This is a genomic window from Halodesulfovibrio spirochaetisodalis, from assembly GCF_001672295.1.
GTDB lineage: Bacteria > Desulfobacterota > Desulfovibrionia > Desulfovibrionales > Desulfovibrionaceae > Halodesulfovibrio > Halodesulfovibrio spirochaetisodalis.
This window is the reverse complement of the sequence record NZ_JXMS01000019.1, coordinates 71,277-89,789: the sequence shown is the minus strand read 5'-3', so window position 1 is coordinate 89,789 and position 18,513 is coordinate 71,277. Positions and strand designations below refer to the sequence as shown.

Here is an 18,513-nt window from a genome sequence, read left to right as displayed (position 1 = left end):
GCTTAACGATACTATCACGCTGTAAAGAAGAATAAATAGGAGATACTATGTAAAATCCTTCAAAAAAACATAAATACTACAAAAGGGCGCCCTTCATACTGAGGACACCCTTTTCATACTTTATTTATTAATATTATTGTCTTTTTAAATGTTGAATAAGCTCCTGAAGCTCGTTTGTCATTGAAAGGAGTTTATCAACAGCACCCTTAGCGTGTGTCATGGATTCTGCCGTCTCTGTGGCAATACGATTAACCTCTTCTGAGCCACGACTAATCTGCTCTGAAGCAGCAGACTGCTGTTCACTTGCTGCTGCAATGGAACTAACCTGATCAGCATTTGCCACAACAATATCAACAATAGAACGCAGAGCATCACCGGACTGCTTTGCATATTCTGTAGAACGTGTCACAGCCACTGTTGCCTGTTCCATACCTTTCACATTTTCACGGGAAGCATCTTGAATCGCATTGATGGCATCATCAACTTCTTTTGTTGCGTGCATGGTTTTCTCAGCCAACTTTCTAACTTCGTCAGCCACAACGGCAAATCCGCGCCCTGCCTCTCCTGCTCGTGCCGCTTCAATAGCTGCATTCAATGCAAGAAGGTTTGTCTGATCTGCGATATCCGTAATAACGGTCATTACAGATTCAATATTTTCTGCACGCGTCCCTAACTCGTTCAAACTTTGTTTTAAGTGACCTGAATGGCGTTCCACCTCTGTAATAGAGTCAACGGCGGCTGTAACAACGGCAGAGCCGTCTTCAGCTTCTTTTCGTGCAGAAGCAGCATGCTCAGCTGCCTCTCCGGCATTTTTAGCAACCTCAAGCACAGTGGCATTCATCTCTTCAATTGCTGTCGCAGATTCTAACGCCCGTTCTCGTTGAATTTGTGAGCCTCCGGCGGCTTCTTCGACAAGACGGAAAAGTTCATCGCTGGCTCCGGTAACCCCTTCAACAATTCCCTCAAGCTGGCTTGCAGCCTGAAGCATACCTTCACGCTTGGCATTCTCTGCCTGCTGACGAGCCTGCTCCGCGTCCTTCATAGCAATTTGTGCTTTATCTGACTGCTCTTCGGCCTCACGAGTTTTATTCTCAGCCATGAAGATCATTTCTTTTAAGCGTCCGACCATTGTATTCAACGACTTCGCCAACGCACCTATCTCATCCCCTCTAGAGATATGCAGTTGTTGTTCTAAATCACCGGAAGCCACAGCCTCTGCAAAAACAACACAACGAGTTAATGATGCAACAATACTTTTTACAATGAAGAAAACAACAACCGCCATCACAAGCAAACCTGCTGCACTGAAGAGTACGTTGCTGGTCCTGATTGTTTCAATTGATGAAAATATATCTTCTTCATTCGCGGCAACTCCAATAACCCAGCCTGTGTGTGGCTCAGTACGATATGACACGAACTTACGTATTCCTCGCCATTGATATTGGATAGTACCGTTTTTCTTTTGCTGCATTTCCCTACCCCAAGCATTATCTGACAATCGCACCTTGAGGATGCTGTTTTGATCAGGGTGGGCCGCAACATAACCGGATTTAGCCATGAGAAACGCATATCCATTTTGGCCGAGACGGACGGAGTCAACAAACGACTCAGAAAAGTTGTTCAACTCAACTGCACCGGCAAGCACCCCCTGCACTTCGCCATAAAGACGGTACGGCACAGCGACAACCACTATTGGTCGCTCTGAAACAATACTCGTCAACGCGTCAGAAACAGTAGCTTGCCCTCGCATTGCATCTTTAAAGTACTGCCGTTCAGCTACATTTAATTTTCCTGTTGTTCCCGGGATCGTATAGGCAAGAGCTGTCCCATTCTTATCAAACAAGCCTATACCTTCATATATTCCATAATCACTCTGGAACTGATTCAAGATATTAAGCGCTTCTGTAACATTTCCAATCTGATCACCACGTTTTTCAACAAGTCTTCGAAAAACTGGATGCTCTCCCAGCTGATTGATATCTTTTTGTGTACCAGTAACCCACACACTTAGCTGAGTACGAATATTTTTCGTTAGCATTGCGGCCTGTTCCATCATGGATTCAGTCAAGGCCTCTTCAGCCAATGTGAAAGAGGTATAGGTTACGGTGCCAAGCACTACGCACATAGCTACTAAGGTAGGAATTAAAAACCTGTTACGTAAATTCCAATTCATACTAAAACCCTCACGTTTTAAACGATGATTGTGCCTCATCAGCCGCACTGTACGGCTCCTATTAAATACATCGTTTACGTTGGCCACATACCGCGCCAACTAGTTATCAAAACGAAGGTGATCAGCCTGCCTATTATCGGGGAGCAGGCTCAGTACTGTTTGTGCATGCAAACACTTACTCACTTATCGGGGCACTCTATTTTTCCTTTAGATTCAAGATAAAAAAATCCTCCAGACTGGCCATACGGCGTCTGGAGGATTTTATCATCGTATTTGTAACAGTTAAAAACTCTTACCTATCAACATAGAATTCTATCACACTTTTTATCTACCCATATTGCAGTACCTTAAGCAGACCTACTTCCCGCTACATCAATAGATCGTACTCTATAGCTCAACCATTCAAATTCTAACAGCTCTCAGCAACTGATAATCTTCCACAATCACAGAAGTTCATAAATAGTGAGCAGCGCACATTACACGTTGTGTATTCAACCAACTCAACTGGTGGTCATGATTCCTTAATCACAAGATTCTGCCGTTTAATTTCATACCAAATAAACGGTGCATACCTTGCAATCTGCGCATTTGTCAGCGAATCTTCCCGAGCCCGATCTTTATAGCGGGCATAATATTCAGCACGCTCATGATCAAAAATCTCTTTATCCAACTGAAGAGCGTCTAAAATCTGATAAGCCTTTTCCTCCTGCTCTGGGGTAAGGTCTTCAGAGACAGCAATCATCCCTGTTTCCAGAACAAGTTCAAACGGGTAAAAATTCAATTCGAAAGGACTTGTAATTTCTTCCTGCCCTCTATTGGAATTCACGCGCCTGTCCGCCAATAAATAGTTCTTCCACTCATAAGCCATCCATGCGTCCTGAGCCTTCGGGATAAAATGCTCAACACTTCCTTCACGGTTTCCTGCCATATCTGTTGCAGGATCAAGGTACACGGCAAGATAGGCGCAAATATCATGATAGCTTCTATGCAGCATAGGTATTGCCCTACTCCAGTATCTTCTCCAAGAAAAATTAGCTGGAGGCGGATCTCCCTGTTTCACATGTTTTCGCCGTAAAAAATTTCTTCCAGGTTCCCGTATCTTCTTATTAAATGCTCTAGGCTCTGGAGCCTGCTTCACTGGGATCATAAATTCCAGCCCCGTTTTTCTGCACGGGTACGCCAAAAGGACCAAAACGGGTCTGCCTGGTGCAGCGCTGCAATCAGTTTTTTATGTACTTTTCTTGCTTCTTCTTCAGACACGCGATTACGTACAGCCAGCTTAGCCTCTTTGATTGCATCCTCACGCTGTTCTGAAGAATCCGACTCAAGCCCGAAAACCGGACTGGTGAGCCATGCAGCAGAAGAACCACGGCGAATCCATTCCTCTTTTTTCAGTTCAACCTCACATGTCTTCCTATTCACATCAAAAGAATACAGGACATCTTCACGTTCATCAAAAATCGGTTCAAGGGAAGCAAGCACCAATGGCGCATGCGTTGTGCAAATAAGCTGGGTCGACACATCATGCCCTGTAAGAAGGCTGCCCATGACAGATTCCAGAGACTTTAATATACTACGTTGCCACTGCGGATGAAGGTGTGCTTCAACTTCATCGATAAGAAGAATAACTTTGTCTGCAGGCTCCATAGAATACTTTTCACACAACTCAATGTGTTCATTCCACGCCCACGTAAGTGCATAAAGAAGAGAGATAATTTTACGGATTCCGGCAGAGGCATAAATAAGCGGGGTTTCTTTACCGAATTCGGATTTGATGGTGGGAAATTTACGACTGTCATCTGCTTTGACTCTTCGCAGGTTGCCAATTGAAAAAATCTCCCCTTTCGGGGAAAGATGACGCATCCCTTTCTTAAGACAGATATATGAAAAGCTGCCTTCACGCTGCCAGTCACCCCAGTCCGCGATCAAGCCATTAAATTCTTGTCTACGGCTTTTTTGTACGCCGTTCCACAACTCAGCCTGCGAATAAATGCGCGTCGTGTTTTTTGAAAACGTTACGTGCATCTCACTGTAGTTGTGCACCTGTTCCTGCAGCAACCTGCGAGAATACGCATCAGCTTCTGCTTTTACAGGGTCATACATGGCAATTGTGCCGTCATACTTCATGTACAGTACTATGGCATTACTTGGAGAATTTCTTCCGTTCCCGCTATTATCTGCCATAGGACTACAGTTCCACACCTGCCCCAAACGTTGAAAAACATACTCCTGCACCGCATCATTGCTTGCGATAGAGTCGAACTTACCCGTTATTACTGACTTAGAAGATCGTGCAGTATCGTCAGGTGAAACAAGCGAACTTGGCATAGCCATCTCACTTGCCCACTCCTTTGTGAGCATCCACCACGCAACATCCAAAACAAAACTCTTTCCAAGCCCGTTGTCTCCAGTAAACACCGTGAGCCTGTCCCCGAAATCTATAGAAAGATGTTCTGAGGGACCAACGTTATTCAGCTCAAGAGTTTTGATCATTACTTTGTCTCCATATAAAGATGGGCACACAAGGCAGGTGCTAATAAACTAATTTGTTATGACTAATATAGTCCACTGAGCTATTTTGTCTAGTCAGCAAGCCTGCTGAGCGTACTGATCGTCCAGCCCCTATTCGGACGTATATAGAGGGAAAAACATTTCCTTCATTCTGTTATCTGTTACATTGAACAGCTTGACGCGCAGCTTACAATACCCCTTTGACGGTAAATAAATAAAGCCGGACCGGATATCGCCCGGACGAAGGTCACTATTGCCCAGAGTTTGCCCTGCAAGTTGCTGCTTATACTTTTCTGTCCAATCATCTGAAAGTCCATCACCTACTCCCGAAAGCACCCCTGCGCCGCCACCGATGATGGCACCTGTTGCCGCACCGGAACCTAGATCACCAGTTAGCAGCCCTACTCCAGCACCTAAACCGGCTCCAAGGGCTGCACCCCAAAAACCTTGAACAGTTGCCTGCGTCGCGACATTTGACCCAACTGAAACATCTTTTATCCTATACCCCACGGCTCCTGCCGAAAGGGCGCTATGATATGTACCTTCATAGGTAATTCCAAAAAATTGTCTGGCAGTAATCACAAATGATTTTGTCCCCGTATTATGCATAACAACCTGCACCGGAAGTACTCCAGCCTCTTTCATATCAAAACCGAAAATGCGATTCGAGTGCTCTGAAGTCGCAATGGGGACAACCGCAACAATCAATCCTTCATAATCCTGATATCCTCGCATATTCTCAGGCAACATAAAAGGCACATCTCTTACTTCCAAAGTGTCGCCATATGCTGGAATCACGGTCAGCAAAAAAGTCAGTACAAAAAAAAGTAATTGTCTCATATCAATCCTATCGACATCTATCAGCGGTAAATAAAAAAGGTAACGTCCCATTACCCGTCAAAGCGCTCTCGGCAGTCCGCCACTCTGGTTAGAATCTGCATAAAATTTTTCCAACGACACATCTTCATACGTTCAATCCCCCCTAACGTACAACGCATAAAAGTATGGTTAAGAACTCCTCATCAATCCAGCAAGCAACGTTCATCCCACCTCTACCCCACGCACTGACATCATCAAAAAAAACTTCCACTAACCCCACATACTCGTACACACGCTGGAAATACTGTCACCAAACACAAATACACTATATTCTGAAGGAGCGTAATAATCACAGGAGCTATTCCTCCCGTTGCAAAACGGAAGAACAGAGTTAAGGGGAACGACATGAAAACTATATTCATCCTTCTGGTTATCTATATTGTTATTGCAACATTTCTTCTCCAGAGAGCGCTTGGACTGAGTCAGTTTTCAGATGCGATATTCCACGGCATCGCAGCAGGCATTTTGCTCAATGTTATCCACCAAGCAGTGAAGCGTATTCTGAAGGAACGATGAAAAACACTCCTTTCTCCGGCACAACGACGCACAAAGCCCCCGAACCGGCATTCGGGGGCTTACTTTGTTGTGGAAAATTTGTTCGCTGTAGTTACGCACGCTCAATTTGTCTCGGCAACCCAGCTCGATCACCGCGATTACTCAACACATAAATCGCCTTGTTATACCGTACATGCTGTCCCATATCGAAATGGAACCATGACATACCGCCAAACGCTTCAATACGTTGCATGAATTCAAACTGTGGCGCATTCGCATCCGTAATCATCTCATCCCAGATTTCATCTGGTGTTGTCTCTGTAAACTTACAGTCCATAGCCCTAAATAACTTATGCTCAGACAACGCGGCTCCCTCGCAACAATCTACCGGCCTCCAACCGGAAAATCTGAACATGTACGGTGCGCCTTCTCGCCACTCTGCTGCTGTGAAGCCATGCCAGTTATTTACAAGACATCTGCCGTAACGCTCCCGAAGTCTGTCCAGCGTCACCAAAATGCGATAATCAAATAATCGGAACAAGGTATTCTTATCGTTGTGATAGACCGATTCAAAAGGTGCAGGCAGTAGCACTGGCGGCGGAAGCAACTCGTCTACGCTAAAGTATTTTGGAATGTACGTACTCCCCATCATGTTCCTCCACAGCAGTTGGGTATCTGTGCTGCTTATCAGCTTACACGGCTGTATTCTCTTATTTTCAACAAAACTCTTGTCTCCTGACAATCCTGCCAATGAGCAGACCCTTTCGGGGGCACTAGCCTGCGTACTTTGGAGCGCATTTACGAAGATGCAGACAACATATACGCTATAGAAAAAATCAGAAAACCTGCTTGGTAAAACTTACTACACCCAACAAGGTATACCCTATACGGGCCCTTTTCACCGCATGGGGCAGACTGTGACGGAACCGGCGTGTCACCGTCGTCTTATCTTTTCCAAACACGCAATAGGCAATCAGACAGTAGCTCTTCTCCACCTGCCCTTCATAAATTAATCTTTCTTTTTACTCTGATATTGAATTTTTCTGCATGAATCATTACAGTCGCTGGCGAGGTGAACATGTTAAATAGATTCTTATTAATGCTCAGCAACAGTGTCCTTTCCTTTACTCTTTTTGTAACTATTCTGTTTTTATTAACTTCATCACAATACATTCGATAGCACAGCCCTGTGCTGTCATGATTTCTATTCCTATGCATCGCACCTGCTCAATATTTTGCGATGCACAGCGTAACACATAAAAAAGCCGCCCTACCTCTGTAGATGCGGCTTTCTGTCTTGCAAATACTCTCTGGATTTTCAGCCAGCCAGATTCGCTAAATGATAACAATATAGCTAACATGCACAGCTCGCTACTCTAGTAGCTGAGGTTTTACCCCAACTATCCAAGAGAGTGACGCACATGAAATATTTATTTGGTATCCTTTGTTTGACGCTGCTTCTGGGCTGCAAGCCAGAATACTATTTCCCTGACAAAACTATTCCCATGAACTACGCACTCGCAGCAAAGACGCTGGTAGATTTTCAGGTGTGCTATGGTCTTATGTCGCAAAATGACAGCCTTGCATTAAACCAGATGCTCGAAGACGGCCGCTGTATGCTTGCCACAAACAAATTCTTTGTTCCAATCGGTACACCGACCCGTGATCAGAACTTTATCTACGGAATCATTTATCCGGACTGCGAATACGTTTTTATCAACCAGAACTGGTATAAATACTAAAATATTATAAATAACGTAACCGCAAACCACATACTTGCAGCAGCATTTCATCGAGCGGTATAATTTTATACACAGGCAGGGTCACATTTGCCGACAGTGTTGTAATATCGATGTCACGTCTGGCTTTTGAATCTCTATCCAGCCCTTGAACATAGACATTGCCTTCAGCATCCTGAACAACTGACTGCAATGTCATTTTCAATTTTTCTGTTTGCCCATGTTTTCTGGTAGAAGAAACATCTACAGGAAACCCCTCTTCGGTTTCCCACAAAATTCGGGGAGCAACTGTACGATTTCTGGTATTGGGGTATTTCTTCCTCTTGCGGGCTGCGACGGTGACATCAATAACTCTGCCTTCCCGCTTCTGCTCGAACTCAGCAATCAATTCTTTATAATTCCTTGCAATGCTTTTGCGCCACCAACAGTTCACAGCCAGCACAAGTACAGCTATTCCAGCAAAAATCCAGTACATTCAGCCCTCCCGTCTTACATATAATTCCGGCTACCTTCCCCAAAACCTACTGGAATTCGATAAAATATGAAACAGAAAGCCCGCCGCAACCGAAGTTATCATTCATTTGTATATACATTAGCCTATATATATCTATATCCCCGCAAACTGTCAGAAGGTCAGACCGTAGCAAGAGACCTGCAGTAACAGGAGAGCGCACAATGACAGGCGAATGGACACACTTTAGACCATGTACTTCCAAGGAGTGCTCAAATCTAGAAAAAGTACTCGGCGTTGACATCTGCTACCAGCCCCTATCTGTAGCAACCCAGACAGTAGCTGGTACAAATTATTGCTTCTACTGCAACGGAAAGGTCATAGCGCCGGACAGCCCGGATAAGCCATACAAAATATACACATTTCAGCCGCTAGGATCAGATGAATTTGACCCAACTCAAGTGGAAATTGAAGAATTGCCTCTTTTGCCGTAATCCTCCACAGGGCAGGTTCTCAGGTGAGAGCCTGCCCGAAGAGGCACCAACCTAAAGCACTATGCATAGGTGAGAGCCTGCCCGAAGAGGCACCAACCTAAAGCACTATGCATCCGGTAGCCGTACGGCTCTGACGATGCCCCCCCAATACAACGGAAAACGCCCTCTTTTGAGGGCGTTTTCTGGGTATTAGGAATCTAACTATCAGTCATTATGCACTGGTCAGTCGTAAAGTTCATATAAAAAACCTACATAAGGCAGTACCGCTTATTAAGACAGCTTTTCATAGAGTCGGACTATCATGGCGTTATTGGCTCAACCCACTGCTTCTTCTGCATATCATACAAACCATACTGCATCGCCTTTTGCCCGTCCTGTTGTTTCCCAACGGTAAGCAAGCCATCACCATTCAAGCTGAACAGTGTATACTTACACGGCAAAACTGTTTTTCCGGTAAAATCAAGTACCCCAACAGCATTGTCATCCGTAACGACAAAACCAAAAGTGTCTACATACAAGCTACAATATCTTGGCGGGACAATAACGGAACCATCAGCCCGCAGAACCCCACTCGCTTTTTTCGCTGTCCATACAACATACGCATCATTGAGGCCAAAATCTGCAATGCTGTACGCTTTTACATACGTATCCGCTGTAGACATATTCTCAGGGTTAAGGGTTCGCAACTGATTGTACCTGCATACAACAGTTTTGAGTGGATTTGATTCATTATGTAATGTTTTGGGAGGCCGTGGCAAAACACTGCCTAAGAAAGACAAGGAATACGCACGAGCACATGGAGACAAAACGGGACACGGTACAGCACAACCGGAGGAACATCTCACGCGCTTTGTTGCCTGAGGAGCAGAACCACTGGCATCACCGAAAACAACAGGCTCTTTCAAACAAGCACCAGATGTACAGGCTGCATAGACGCATGCCCCCTTATGCACACGCCCTGCTTCCACGGTTCCGGATATAACCGACCTCCCCAGCACATGGACACTACTCGCTGCATTGTAATAATGATACAACGCAACAAGCTGCTTCGAGCTAGGATCAAAATAAATAGCACCATCTGGTTCGCGCATAAGAATATTACCGGGAGAAGAAACGGCAGCGTCAACAGTTGCCTGCCACGTAGTGGCATATGCTGACTTCGGGATTACAGCAATTTCCATAGCACCATGATCTACGTCGTACTTCAAAATTTTTCCCGACCATGCAGAGAAATGCAAAGAGTCCTTTTCTTGCTCGATTGAAGACCCGGAAAATGGAAGTACAGTACTATCAAATGGAAGCTTTATAGAAAAATATTTGAAAGAATGCTCAACTCCACTAAAGCGCTTTTTACTATGCTTGGTAACAAAACGTTTTACTCGAGATGAATAAGCAGATTCTATATCTTTTTTTACTACAGGGTTGCGTGAACTCTCTTTAGAATTTGAAAACAGACATGATGTGTCACTTGCTAAGGCATATGAGATACTCACAAAACATAAAACAATATATGTAAGCATTACTTGCATTAAATTTAGTAATGTTGAACGCACGAAGGTTACCTTTATTTATTTTTATACAACAATGTTAAACATCCCCCTTCTGCATTCCGTATCTTTCTAAAACTAGCAGTTCACTTCATATACAGTCTGCACTACATTTTATTCCCCAAATAAAAAGCAGTACAAACCTCCAACAAAAATATGCATGTCAAGTCAAGATAAAAATGCATATATCCCAACAAACGTCACTAATGAATAATACTGTTATATTTAAAAGTATTACATTGCTTTCAACGTAATCTATTCTCTCCAACCAATTATAACGGAAAGTAACAGACAACTGCACTTGAAAATTAACAATACCCCACGAACCTATTCGATCAGGGTACACTTTGCTCTGTACAAGCTATGGATTCATTACGTAGTATGCCTTTACACTGAACAGCCCTTTCGATCAAAAAAGGAGCACAATCTGTAGCGACCGGTACATTTCCACAAAAAGATAGAGAGACTGTGACAACGCAGCTCTTTATTTAAGGCGAACACGCCTACCTTCACTATTCTGTAGACGGCAAGTGTGCCCACTAGCTATCCGAAGCAATTTCATAGTTACCAGCCTGTGAGCGTAATCACCATCTGGAGATTTCTATATGAAAAAAACATTCCCCTGCTCAAACTGTGATTCTACTGTTTCTTTCACCGTTAAAAATATTGAAAACACGGCAAAACATAATGTCCTCTGTCCGCATTGCAACACGCTTAATCATAACGAAACAATCGACGCTGTAGCGAATAAAGTCGGGAACCGTTACCGTAGAAAATTTACCGGTGATACTGGTGACACGCATATACTCATCCGGAACGAGCCCGTTGAAGATGTAAACAATGCCATGGCACTCAGTTTTTCCTGTACAGCGTGTTCACAGGATGTGACATTCAGCCCAACCAAAGTACTGAGCAGAATTGAGCACACTGTTACCTGCGCAAAGTGTTCAACTGCCAATTGTAACGATGACATCGATGCACAAAGCGTAGCCGCCGGCAGCAGCTTTATTGTCATTAACACGACCGGCAAGCTCATGCCGCAGACGTAGACTGTACGTATTATTTATTAAAATATATACTTACGCCGAACGACACGTTATCTTCAGTACAACCGATTTTTCTTTTTTCTAACACATGGAAAGCGAGCGTTGCCATGCAGTACTACAATGAACATGCGTTTGAATACTCGAAAAAAACTCTTCCCATTGAAATGTCAGAGCAATATGAAAAGTTCTTACGAACAGTTCCGGCCAATGGCTTCATTCTGGATGCCGGTTGCGGGTCAGGACGCGATGCACTGTACTTTCTTAAAAACGGATATCAGGTTGAAGCCTTTGATGCTTCCATAGAGCTTGCACGAATTGCTCAAGAGCTCACAGGGCTGCATGTTAAGCATATGCGCTTTCAAGAACTTTCTCCCCGCCCTGTGTACGACGGCATTTGGGCAAATGCTTCTCTTTTGCATGTCCCCGACACTGAACTGCGTAGTGTGCTGGCGCTACTTAAAGCAGCATTAAAATCAGGCGGAACACTTTTTTGTTCATTTAAATACGGCGAAAGCGATTCTACAGATGATCTGGGCAGAAACTTCACGAATAAGACATGTGAGACGCTGAATAATGATCTTGCAATGGCGGGATTCACAAGTCGCCGGTCAATAACGCTGCACCATAGCACCACTCCCGAGGGCACACCTCAGGACTGGGTCAATGCCGTCGCTATTGCCCCTTAGCGTCGCTACTCGCTACCAGTATTCTTCCACTCAAAAAAGCCCCTGCTTACTCAGCAGGGGCTTTTTTGCACTTCAAAGCTGCCTTTTCACCACTCACACATGCAAGTGGTGAGTACGTATTTTGTAGCAGCATCAACACCCTGCAATACAATAATTTTACCTTTGTAACGGCTTTCACTCCTACAAAAAACATGTACATCCGACAGTACACATTTCTATCTATCTGCATACGCTTTTGTGTTTGCTCAGGCTGCATATTTTACCACAGAAAATAATTCCATATTTCCTCCAATATACACGCAACAGGTAGTTTTATAAATACTACTCAACAGCCAGAAACGTCACTCGTCTCTATATGCACTCCATATAGAATATTGAGAAAAAAGTTCATTCAATACACACTTTGTAATAGGTGTGTATTGTAGAGAAAAAATATTTTCTCTACACATGCATGACATATAACCATGCATGCAACTCACTGACACAACAATGTATACATTCATTTCAGTGAGTATTTTTTGAACATGACGGTTCAATTTTTTGAACGACTTTAGTTTTTGAGTTCATGAAATTAAGAAGGATTAATCATGAAACGTATTATTATTCTTGCACTTGCTGCATGTATGGTTTTCGGCGCTGCACTTAACGCATCTGCTGCTGACATCAAAGCTACAGGCGGCTTCTGGGTAGGCTACGACTACCTGCACAAAGACAGCGCTGGTAACAAAAACGATTTTGTACAGCGTTTCCGTACTCAGATTGACATTGTTTCTTCTGAGAACCTCTCAGGTACTGTATACTTTGAGATCAACAACACCTGGGGTCAGGCAAACGGCAAGTTAGGTAAAGGCTCCGGTGGCGGTCTCGGCGCTGACGGTGTAAACGTACAGACCCGTCGTGCTTACATCGACTTCCTCATTCCTGGTACAGTTGTAAAAGTACGTTCTGGTATTCAGGGCCTCGCACTTCCAGGTGCTGTATCCGGTAACGTTGCTCTTTCTGACGACGTAGCTGCTATCACTGCATCCGGCGCTCTCAACGAGAACGTAACCCTCACCGGTTTCTTCGCTCGTCCATACGACACCGACGAAAGCCACACTACTGTTGACCTCTTCGGTGGTATCGTAAGCGCAGACCTCGGTACCGTAAGCGTATCCCCATACTTCATGTTTGCTAACGCTGGTAGCGATGCTAAAAAAGGCAGCAGCAACCAGGGCGACCTTACTTTCGACAAAAACGCACAGTGGTACGGTCTTGCTCTCGAAGCAACCCCTGTATCCAACCTCGTACTGTCCTTCGACGGTATCTACGGTAAAGCTGCAGGCACTGACGCTGGTTTCCTCGTAGCAGGTAAAGCAGCATACACAACTGAATTCTTTGTTCCTGCCGTAATGGGCTGGTACGCTTCCGGTAACGACAGCGACGGCGAAGGTCTCATGCCTACCGTTGACGGTCAGGACTTCATTCCTACAACTCTCGTAGGTGAAGGTGCATACGGTCCTACTTCTGACGCTATCTTTGGTGACGCACTCGGTAAATGGGGCATCGGCCTCCAGGCTTCCGAGATCACCTTCATCGAGCGTGTATCCCACACTATCCGTGTAACTTACATTCGTGGTACAAACGACGACTCCAAAGATATCAAAAACTGGGGTGAAGACGACAGCGCAATCGAAACCGACTTTGTTACTGTGTACAACATGTATGACAATCTCGACCTCATTGCTGACCTTGCTTACGTAGCAACCGATTTTGACAGCGGTTCTGCAAAAGACGTAGACAACGTTTTTAAAGCTGGCATCATCGCTCAGTACAGCTTCTAGAACAGACCACGCACATTATCCTCAAAAACTAAAGCCTACTATAAAGGGGGTGCCAGCCAGCACCCCCTTTTCCTATCTCTAGCGCTCAACGTTATCGAGTCACTTCCAACAATCATCTAAGCATAGCTGATGTAAAGAAGTTTCGATTACTCCTCTACTGCATTCTGCTTCCTACTTAAATAACTCCAAATAAGCTCCATAGCCTTTTTCTTTCATTTCATTCTTAGGAATAAAACGAAGCGCTGCTGAGTTAATGCAATACCGGAGATGCTCAGGAGGAGGGCCATCTGTAAACCTGTCCCCGAGGTGAGAGTCTGATGTCTTGCTCCGTACTTCATATACTTCACCGAAAAAAGAAAACTTCTTTATCAGTGTAATATACTTAGGGTCGATCGGCTTTGTAAATGCGGGCCATCCAGAACCAGAGTCATACTGGTCAGTTGTACTGAATAGCGGAGCACCAGAAAGCAAATCAACATAGACACCCTGATTATCATAATTTTTATAGTACTCGTTTTTAAACGATGGCTCGGTGCCATCTTCCTGAGTGATGCGATACTGGACAGGGGTCAGCAGTTCCCGCATCTTTGCATCATCCGGTTTCTTGTAGTCATCCCACGGCGCAGCAAGGGCTGCACCACTTGCAAAGCACAAAACAGAACAAACTACTCCAACTAGTGTAACTATGCTTAGCTGATTCATCATTTCTCCTGACGCAGCCCTGTAAAGCCGCTCTTTCAATATGTTTCCCTGCCCTACATACAGCTCATACAACTGCGAGGTATTCTGAAGTATACCAATACCAGCTTGCCTCTGTCCTTTCCACTGTATGATAACCTGCTCATCACCACACGCATGATACGAATAGTTTTGCACAACTTTTGCTAATACTGACAATATACTTAGTAAAAGGGGACACTATGGTAAAAACAGCAAATATTACACCTACACAAACAATACACTATCCTGAAGTTACAGTACTTTCCGAGAACGGAAACAACGACAACAAATCTGTATGTGCCAAAAAAACTGGCGTAACCAAATTTCTCAATGCGACCCGTACGGGTATTAGCAACAAACTGCGGCTGGGTTTTAGACCTGCACGCAAAAACAAAACGGTTCCTGCCGAGTCACTCCGCCTTGCCATGCGCGACACCCGTTCGTATGCAGCCCAAGCGCTTGCTGATGAGGACATGCAGGACGTTATCACGCACAGCAAACAGCTACTCTCACAATCATTGTCTGCACTACGCAAAGGGGATGCTGCACTTTGTAATGGGGGATTGATGTCCCTTTGCGAAATAGGGGTAGAACTCATAAAAATAGACGAAGCAGGCATCAGCAAGAAACTGGCACAACAGCTAGTTAAAGCAGGCGTTCATGCATTGGAAAAGCATGAGACCGGCACAACAGAAACCGCTCGAACCACACTGGAGCTTATGCGAAACGAAGCACAGCGCTCCGGCAATACTTCGTATGCAGATGCACTATTTCGAAGCCAGCTTACGGTAACAGATACTCACGGAAGAAAACTTGCTGAGTCATTCATCACCGACGGTGACACTGCCATATCGCAAAATGATCTGAAGGGACTGAAAAAAGTTCTGGAAAATATAAAAGCCCTTGTCCGCTCTGCTGGGAGCAAAGAAAAAACCGAAAGTACAATCATTGCAACACATACTCTTGAAGCGCTCATTAGCTCTGCATTGCAACAAAAAGACGAGCCACTTGCCAACACAATTGCATTGCATTTTACGGATGTTATCCGTAGCGCAGGAACGCAAAACGATTGTGCAGGTCTGGTGCAAGCCACCTTGGGAATAAATCGAGCAGCAGCACGAGCAGCCTCAGCGGACTCTCCTCATACGGAAGCTCTCCTGCGCAGCTTTAACTCACAAATCACAGAAGCAGCGGGAAAGCTCTCCGGCGGCATGTCCGAATATCTCACAGCCTTCCCTATCTCAACAGAAGAGCTCTCAACAGTTGCAGAGGAAACCTGTTCACTGGCACTTGCCGCATCTCAAAACAAGAACAAGACACTGGCAGTCCAACACATCACCTCCCTCAACGAGATAGCAAATACGCTGATCGCACGAGGAGAAGCAAAGCGAGTGCTTCCAATTGCAACCGGAATGGCAGAAATTGGTCAATGCGCAGCTGAAAAAGCACAGCTCTCTGTACTCGATACCATTACAGATGCTTTGGCTTTCCTTACCGATACGTGTATTCAAAAAGATGAAAAAATTATCGGGATAATGATTGAGTCTCAGCAATTAAAATTTGACAGTGCATGGCGTGTTGCACTCACCCGTACTGTTGCGCAAAGTCCGTCTTAACTTTTTGCAAACCTTGACTTGACTATACCCCGAAACCGCAATTGAACGTACTTCTACATTCTGAAGAACAGCCCTCTTCCCGTACACATTAACGACAGATAACACTCATTATGCATTTCACTTTCCTACAGGCACCGGCAGACAAAGATGATAACTAACCTGCAACCGCTCAATAAAATTGGACAGCTGATCTGTTTACTGCTCTTGCCTGCATGCATGCTTTCCGGCTGCGCTTTCACGCAGCAGATGGCTCAGGAAGATCTTCTTGAACCCTATTATCATGGTGACAGTGAAGCAGCATCCGAGATCTTAGCTGATGACTACGACCACAACCTACCCTTTCTGCTGGATGCCGGAATGGTTCGCTTCAATCAGGGAGAATTTGCGCAGGCATACACTCTTCTCAATGAATCTGAGGCTGAAGTAAAAAACGATGAGACTGAAAGCGATGTGTATGCGGCCTCAAAGGTTGTAGGTGAAGTTATCATGAACAGAGAGTTCATGAACTACGAGCCTAGAACAAGCGATACCGTGCTTATCAACATGTACAAAGCATATTCGCTTATGGGTATGGGAAAAATTGACAAAGCACGTGTTGAATTCAACCGTACAATGGAACGCCAACGCCGAGCTGTTGAAGAATACAAAGATGAAATCCGCGAACTAAACCATGAGGCCAAGCAGCAGCAAGCCAAAAAGCGCAGAGAGCGTGAAGCAGAAAGAGATGACGCCGCGCCCGAACTTGACATTACGCGTATTACACAGGCTGCCACCAGCTCCGTTCACGACAACATGCCCCAAATCAGCAAGTGGTCTGGCTATGGTGACTTTGTAAACCCATATGCAACGTATCTTTCCGGCCTGTTTTTTTGTGTCAACGGTGAAGTGGCCAGTGATTATACCAAATGCAACACCATGCTAAAACGTGTCTCCGGCATGGCACCTGACAACCCATATGTCGCACATGATGTCGCCATGTCACAGGCATTGGTTGAAGGCAAAGCAACAGAGTCAACCACGAAGCCGACCGTATGGGTACTTTTTGAAAACGGACTGGCACCGAAAGTTGATGAATTCCGGCTTGATCTGCCACTGTTTATTTTTGACAGCCATGGTGCAGTCTCAACAATTTCCTTTGCTATGCCTATTCTTGAAACACGCGATGAGGCACTGCCATACATATTTGTCACCAATGGTACCAAACTCTATCGTTCTGAATTGCTATGCAATTTTGACAGTGTAATGCAGGCGGAATACAAGGCATTATTACCAATTACTATCAGTAAAGCAGTGGCATCCACCGCAACTAAGGCGCTTGCTCAGGTCATCGCCCAACAGAGCGGCGGGGAGTTAGCAGGACTTGCTGCCGGACTCTTTACTTCAATAATGACACAGGCTGACACCCGCTCATGGTTGTCGCTCCCCAAAAATATTCAGCTTGTACGAGTCCCTAAACCTAAAAACAATACCCTACAAATCAAAGCACCAAACGGCACCACAATAGCGAACATTCTGTTGCCGGACAGCGCAAATGCGCTTGTACATATACGCATCCCAACAGCTGGAAGCATGCCGTACATAAACACCATACCCTTTGGAACTAACTACAAATAACAACCGTTATTACTCATAGCTACGAATGGAGCCTACTATGAAAAAACTCATTATTTTCACCCTGCTTGCCCTTATTGCTGTAACCACAGGCTGCGGCAAACGAAACGAAGCAACAATGATTGATCCTAATAACGATAAAAACCCGCGCATTATGGGACTTGGTTACAGAGACTTCGAACAGGCTGCTTCCACTGCTGTGCAAGAAATGTTTTCTTCAGGTGCTGTAAACAAACCTGACGGTGGGCGTTACATCATGGTTGTGTCGCGCGTTCTTAACGACACAATGCAGAATATTGATACAGATCTGCTTGTTAAGAAAATTCGTGTGGACTTACTGCGTAGCGGCAGAGTGATCACCACTACTGCTATGGGCATTAACGGCGCAGAAGACCCAATGGTAGCCAAAGCTAGAAAGCTGAGAAACAACGATGAAGTAAACCAGAAAAACGTGGCTCGCAAAGGTAAAATTGTTGCACCGGAGTTAAGCTTATCCGGCAAAATCATCCAGCGTAACCACCGTATTGACTCAAGCACTGATCAGATTGAATACTTCTTTATGCTCACGCTTACAGAAATCGAAACCGGCCTTGCAATTTGGGAAGGTGAAACTCCAATCATCAAGCGTGGTGATTCTGGCACCGTTAACTGGTAGAAGATTATTGCAAGTTGCACACAATACATTGCAATCAAAAATACAAAAAGGGACAAGGCATTCGCCT

The 18,513-nt window shown here is 44.8% G+C and carries 17 protein-coding genes; 9 read left to right on the top strand and 8 right to left on the bottom strand.

Translation table 11 applies throughout. The annotated features are described in order from the left end of the window. Positions 1-133: 133 nt before the first annotated feature. The 4 genes from SP90_RS11250 to SP90_RS11235 all read right to left on the bottom strand — a co-directional run bounded on the left by SP90_RS11250 (position 134) and on the right by SP90_RS11235 (position 5,575). On the bottom strand, positions 134-2,173 hold the full coding sequence (locus SP90_RS11250; protein ID WP_066856079.1) for a methyl-accepting chemotaxis protein: 2,040 nt from the start codon (positions 2,171-2,173) through the stop codon (positions 134-136). A 511-nt stretch (positions 2,174-2,684) separates the two neighbouring features. Then, on the bottom strand, positions 2,685-3,167 hold the full coding sequence (locus tag SP90_RS11245) for an HNH endonuclease family protein (protein ID WP_066856076.1): 483 nt from the start codon (positions 3,165-3,167) through the stop codon (positions 2,685-2,687). A gap of 149 nt (positions 3,168-3,316) precedes the next feature. Further along, a complete protein-coding gene (locus SP90_RS11240) occupies positions 3,317-4,666 on the bottom strand; it encodes an AAA family ATPase (protein WP_066856073.1) in 1,350 nt (449 codons plus the stop codon). Between the two features lie 129 nt (positions 4,667-4,795). Beyond that, positions 4,796-5,575, bottom strand: coding sequence for a hypothetical protein (locus SP90_RS11235; protein WP_157471263.1), 780 nt, complete (start codon positions 5,573-5,575; stop codon positions 4,796-4,798). Between the two features lie 333 nt (positions 5,576-5,908). On the opposite strand from SP90_RS11235, the gene SP90_RS16640 reads away from it, so the two are divergent. Then, positions 5,909-6,079, top strand: coding sequence for a hypothetical protein (locus SP90_RS16640; RefSeq protein WP_157471261.1), 171 nt, complete (start codon positions 5,909-5,911; stop codon positions 6,077-6,079). Positions 6,080-6,170: 91 nt separating this feature from the next. On the opposite strand, the gene SP90_RS11230 is transcribed toward SP90_RS16640, so the two are convergent. Next, the gene (locus SP90_RS11230) at positions 6,171-6,710 is read right to left on the bottom strand and encodes a hypothetical protein (RefSeq protein WP_157471259.1); all 540 of its coding nucleotides are present in this window, start codon (positions 6,708-6,710) and stop codon (positions 6,171-6,173) included. Between the two features lie 769 nt (positions 6,711-7,479). Here SP90_RS11230 and SP90_RS11220 point away from each other — a divergent pair. Further along, complete coding sequence (locus tag SP90_RS11220) at positions 7,480-7,800, top strand: hypothetical protein (protein WP_066856062.1); 321 nt, start codon at positions 7,480-7,482, stop codon at positions 7,798-7,800. A 4-nt stretch (positions 7,801-7,804) separates the two neighbouring features. Here SP90_RS11220 and SP90_RS11215 read toward each other — a convergent pair whose 3' ends face one another. Further along, positions 7,805-8,272 carry a hypothetical protein gene (locus SP90_RS11215; RefSeq protein ID WP_066856059.1) on the bottom strand — a complete coding sequence of 156 codons (468 nt, stop codon included), beginning with the start codon at positions 8,270-8,272 and terminating at the stop codon, positions 7,805-7,807. 200 nt (positions 8,273-8,472) lie between these two features. Here SP90_RS11215 and SP90_RS11210 point away from each other — a divergent pair, with 200 nt between their 5' ends. Beyond that, positions 8,473-8,742, top strand: coding sequence for a hypothetical protein (locus SP90_RS11210; protein ID WP_066856056.1), 270 nt, complete (start codon positions 8,473-8,475; stop codon positions 8,740-8,742). 299 nt (positions 8,743-9,041) lie between these two features. Here SP90_RS11210 and SP90_RS11205 read toward each other — a convergent pair whose 3' ends face one another. Beyond that, the gene (locus SP90_RS11205) at positions 9,042-9,950 is read right to left on the bottom strand and encodes a hypothetical protein (protein WP_157471257.1); all 909 of its coding nucleotides are present in this window, start codon (positions 9,948-9,950) and stop codon (positions 9,042-9,044) included. 944 nt (positions 9,951-10,894) lie between these two features. Between SP90_RS11205 and SP90_RS11200 the strand changes: the two genes are divergently transcribed. The 3 genes from SP90_RS11200 (at position 10,895) to SP90_RS11185 (ending at position 13,844) form a co-directional block, all read left to right on the top strand. Beyond that, positions 10,895-11,338 (top strand): hypothetical protein, encoded by a 444-nt coding sequence (locus SP90_RS11200; protein ID WP_066856051.1) that lies wholly within the window; start codon positions 10,895-10,897, stop codon positions 11,336-11,338. A 104-nt stretch (positions 11,339-11,442) separates the two neighbouring features. Next, positions 11,443-12,021 carry a class I SAM-dependent methyltransferase gene (locus tag SP90_RS11195; protein ID WP_066856048.1) on the top strand — a complete coding sequence of 193 codons (579 nt, stop codon included), beginning with the start codon at positions 11,443-11,445 and terminating at the stop codon, positions 12,019-12,021. Positions 12,022-12,608: 587 nt separating this feature from the next. After that, positions 12,609-13,844, top strand: a complete 1,236-nt coding sequence (locus SP90_RS11185; RefSeq protein ID WP_066856043.1) for an outer membrane homotrimeric porin — start codon at positions 12,609-12,611, stop codon at positions 13,842-13,844. 171 nt (positions 13,845-14,015) lie between these two features. On the opposite strand, the gene msrB is transcribed toward SP90_RS11185, so the two are convergent. Then, positions 14,016-14,546, bottom strand: a complete 531-nt coding sequence (gene msrB / locus SP90_RS11180; protein ID WP_066856040.1) for a peptide-methionine (R)-S-oxide reductase MsrB — start codon at positions 14,544-14,546, stop codon at positions 14,016-14,018. A 218-nt stretch (positions 14,547-14,764) separates the two neighbouring features. On the opposite strand from msrB, the gene SP90_RS11175 reads away from it, so the two are divergent. The 3 genes from SP90_RS11175 to lpoB all read left to right on the top strand — a co-directional run bounded on the left by SP90_RS11175 (position 14,765) and on the right by lpoB (position 18,446). Continuing rightward, positions 14,765-16,180, top strand: coding sequence for a hypothetical protein (locus tag SP90_RS11175; protein WP_066856037.1), 1,416 nt, complete (start codon positions 14,765-14,767; stop codon positions 16,178-16,180). 147 nt (positions 16,181-16,327) lie between these two features. Further along, on the top strand, positions 16,328-17,794 hold the full coding sequence (locus tag SP90_RS11170; RefSeq protein WP_066856034.1) for a COG3014 family protein: 1,467 nt from the start codon (positions 16,328-16,330) through the stop codon (positions 17,792-17,794). Between the two features lie 37 nt (positions 17,795-17,831). Continuing rightward, positions 17,832-18,446, top strand: a complete 615-nt coding sequence (lpoB, locus tag SP90_RS11165; RefSeq protein ID WP_066856031.1) for a penicillin-binding protein activator LpoB — start codon at positions 17,832-17,834, stop codon at positions 18,444-18,446. The last annotated feature ends 67 nt before the right edge of the window (positions 18,447-18,513 follow it).

Coding starts and splice junctions, on each gene's coding strand:
- SP90_RS11195 (WP_066856048.1), top strand. CDS start 11,443: ATGCAGTACTACAATGAACATGCGTTTGAATACTCGAAAAAAACTCTT.
- SP90_RS11170 (WP_066856034.1), top strand. CDS start 16,328: ATGATAACTAACCTGCAACCGCTCAATAAAATTGGACAGCTGATCTGT.
- SP90_RS11245 (WP_066856076.1), bottom strand. CDS start 3,167: ATGCTGCATAGAAGCTATCATGATATTTGCGCCTATCTTGCCGTGTAC.
- SP90_RS11250 (WP_066856079.1), bottom strand. CDS start 2,173: ATGAATTGGAATTTACGTAACAGGTTTTTAATTCCTACCTTAGTAGCT.
- msrB (WP_066856040.1), bottom strand. CDS start 14,546: ATGAATCAGCTAAGCATAGTTACACTAGTTGGAGTAGTTTGTTCTGTT.
- SP90_RS11210 (WP_066856056.1), top strand. CDS start 8,473: ATGACAGGCGAATGGACACACTTTAGACCATGTACTTCCAAGGAGTGC.
- SP90_RS16640 (WP_157471261.1), top strand. CDS start 5,909: ATGAAAACTATATTCATCCTTCTGGTTATCTATATTGTTATTGCAACA.
- SP90_RS11240 (WP_066856073.1), bottom strand. CDS start 4,666: ATGATCAAAACTCTTGAGCTGAATAACGTTGGTCCCTCAGAACATCTT.
- SP90_RS11235 (WP_157471263.1), bottom strand. CDS start 5,575: ATGGGACGTTACCTTTTTTATTTACCGCTGATAGATGTCGATAGGATT.
- SP90_RS11230 (WP_157471259.1), bottom strand. CDS start 6,710: ATGATGGGGAGTACGTACATTCCAAAATACTTTAGCGTAGACGAGTTG.
- SP90_RS11185 (WP_066856043.1), top strand. CDS start 12,609: ATGAAACGTATTATTATTCTTGCACTTGCTGCATGTATGGTTTTCGGC.
- lpoB (WP_066856031.1), top strand. CDS start 17,832: ATGAAAAAACTCATTATTTTCACCCTGCTTGCCCTTATTGCTGTAACC.
- SP90_RS11200 (WP_066856051.1), top strand. CDS start 10,895: ATGAAAAAAACATTCCCCTGCTCAAACTGTGATTCTACTGTTTCTTTC.
- SP90_RS11175 (WP_066856037.1), top strand. CDS start 14,765: ATGGTAAAAACAGCAAATATTACACCTACACAAACAATACACTATCCT.
- SP90_RS11220 (WP_066856062.1), top strand. CDS start 7,480: ATGAAATATTTATTTGGTATCCTTTGTTTGACGCTGCTTCTGGGCTGC.
- SP90_RS11215 (WP_066856059.1), bottom strand. CDS start 8,272: ATGTACTGGATTTTTGCTGGAATAGCTGTACTTGTGCTGGCTGTGAAC.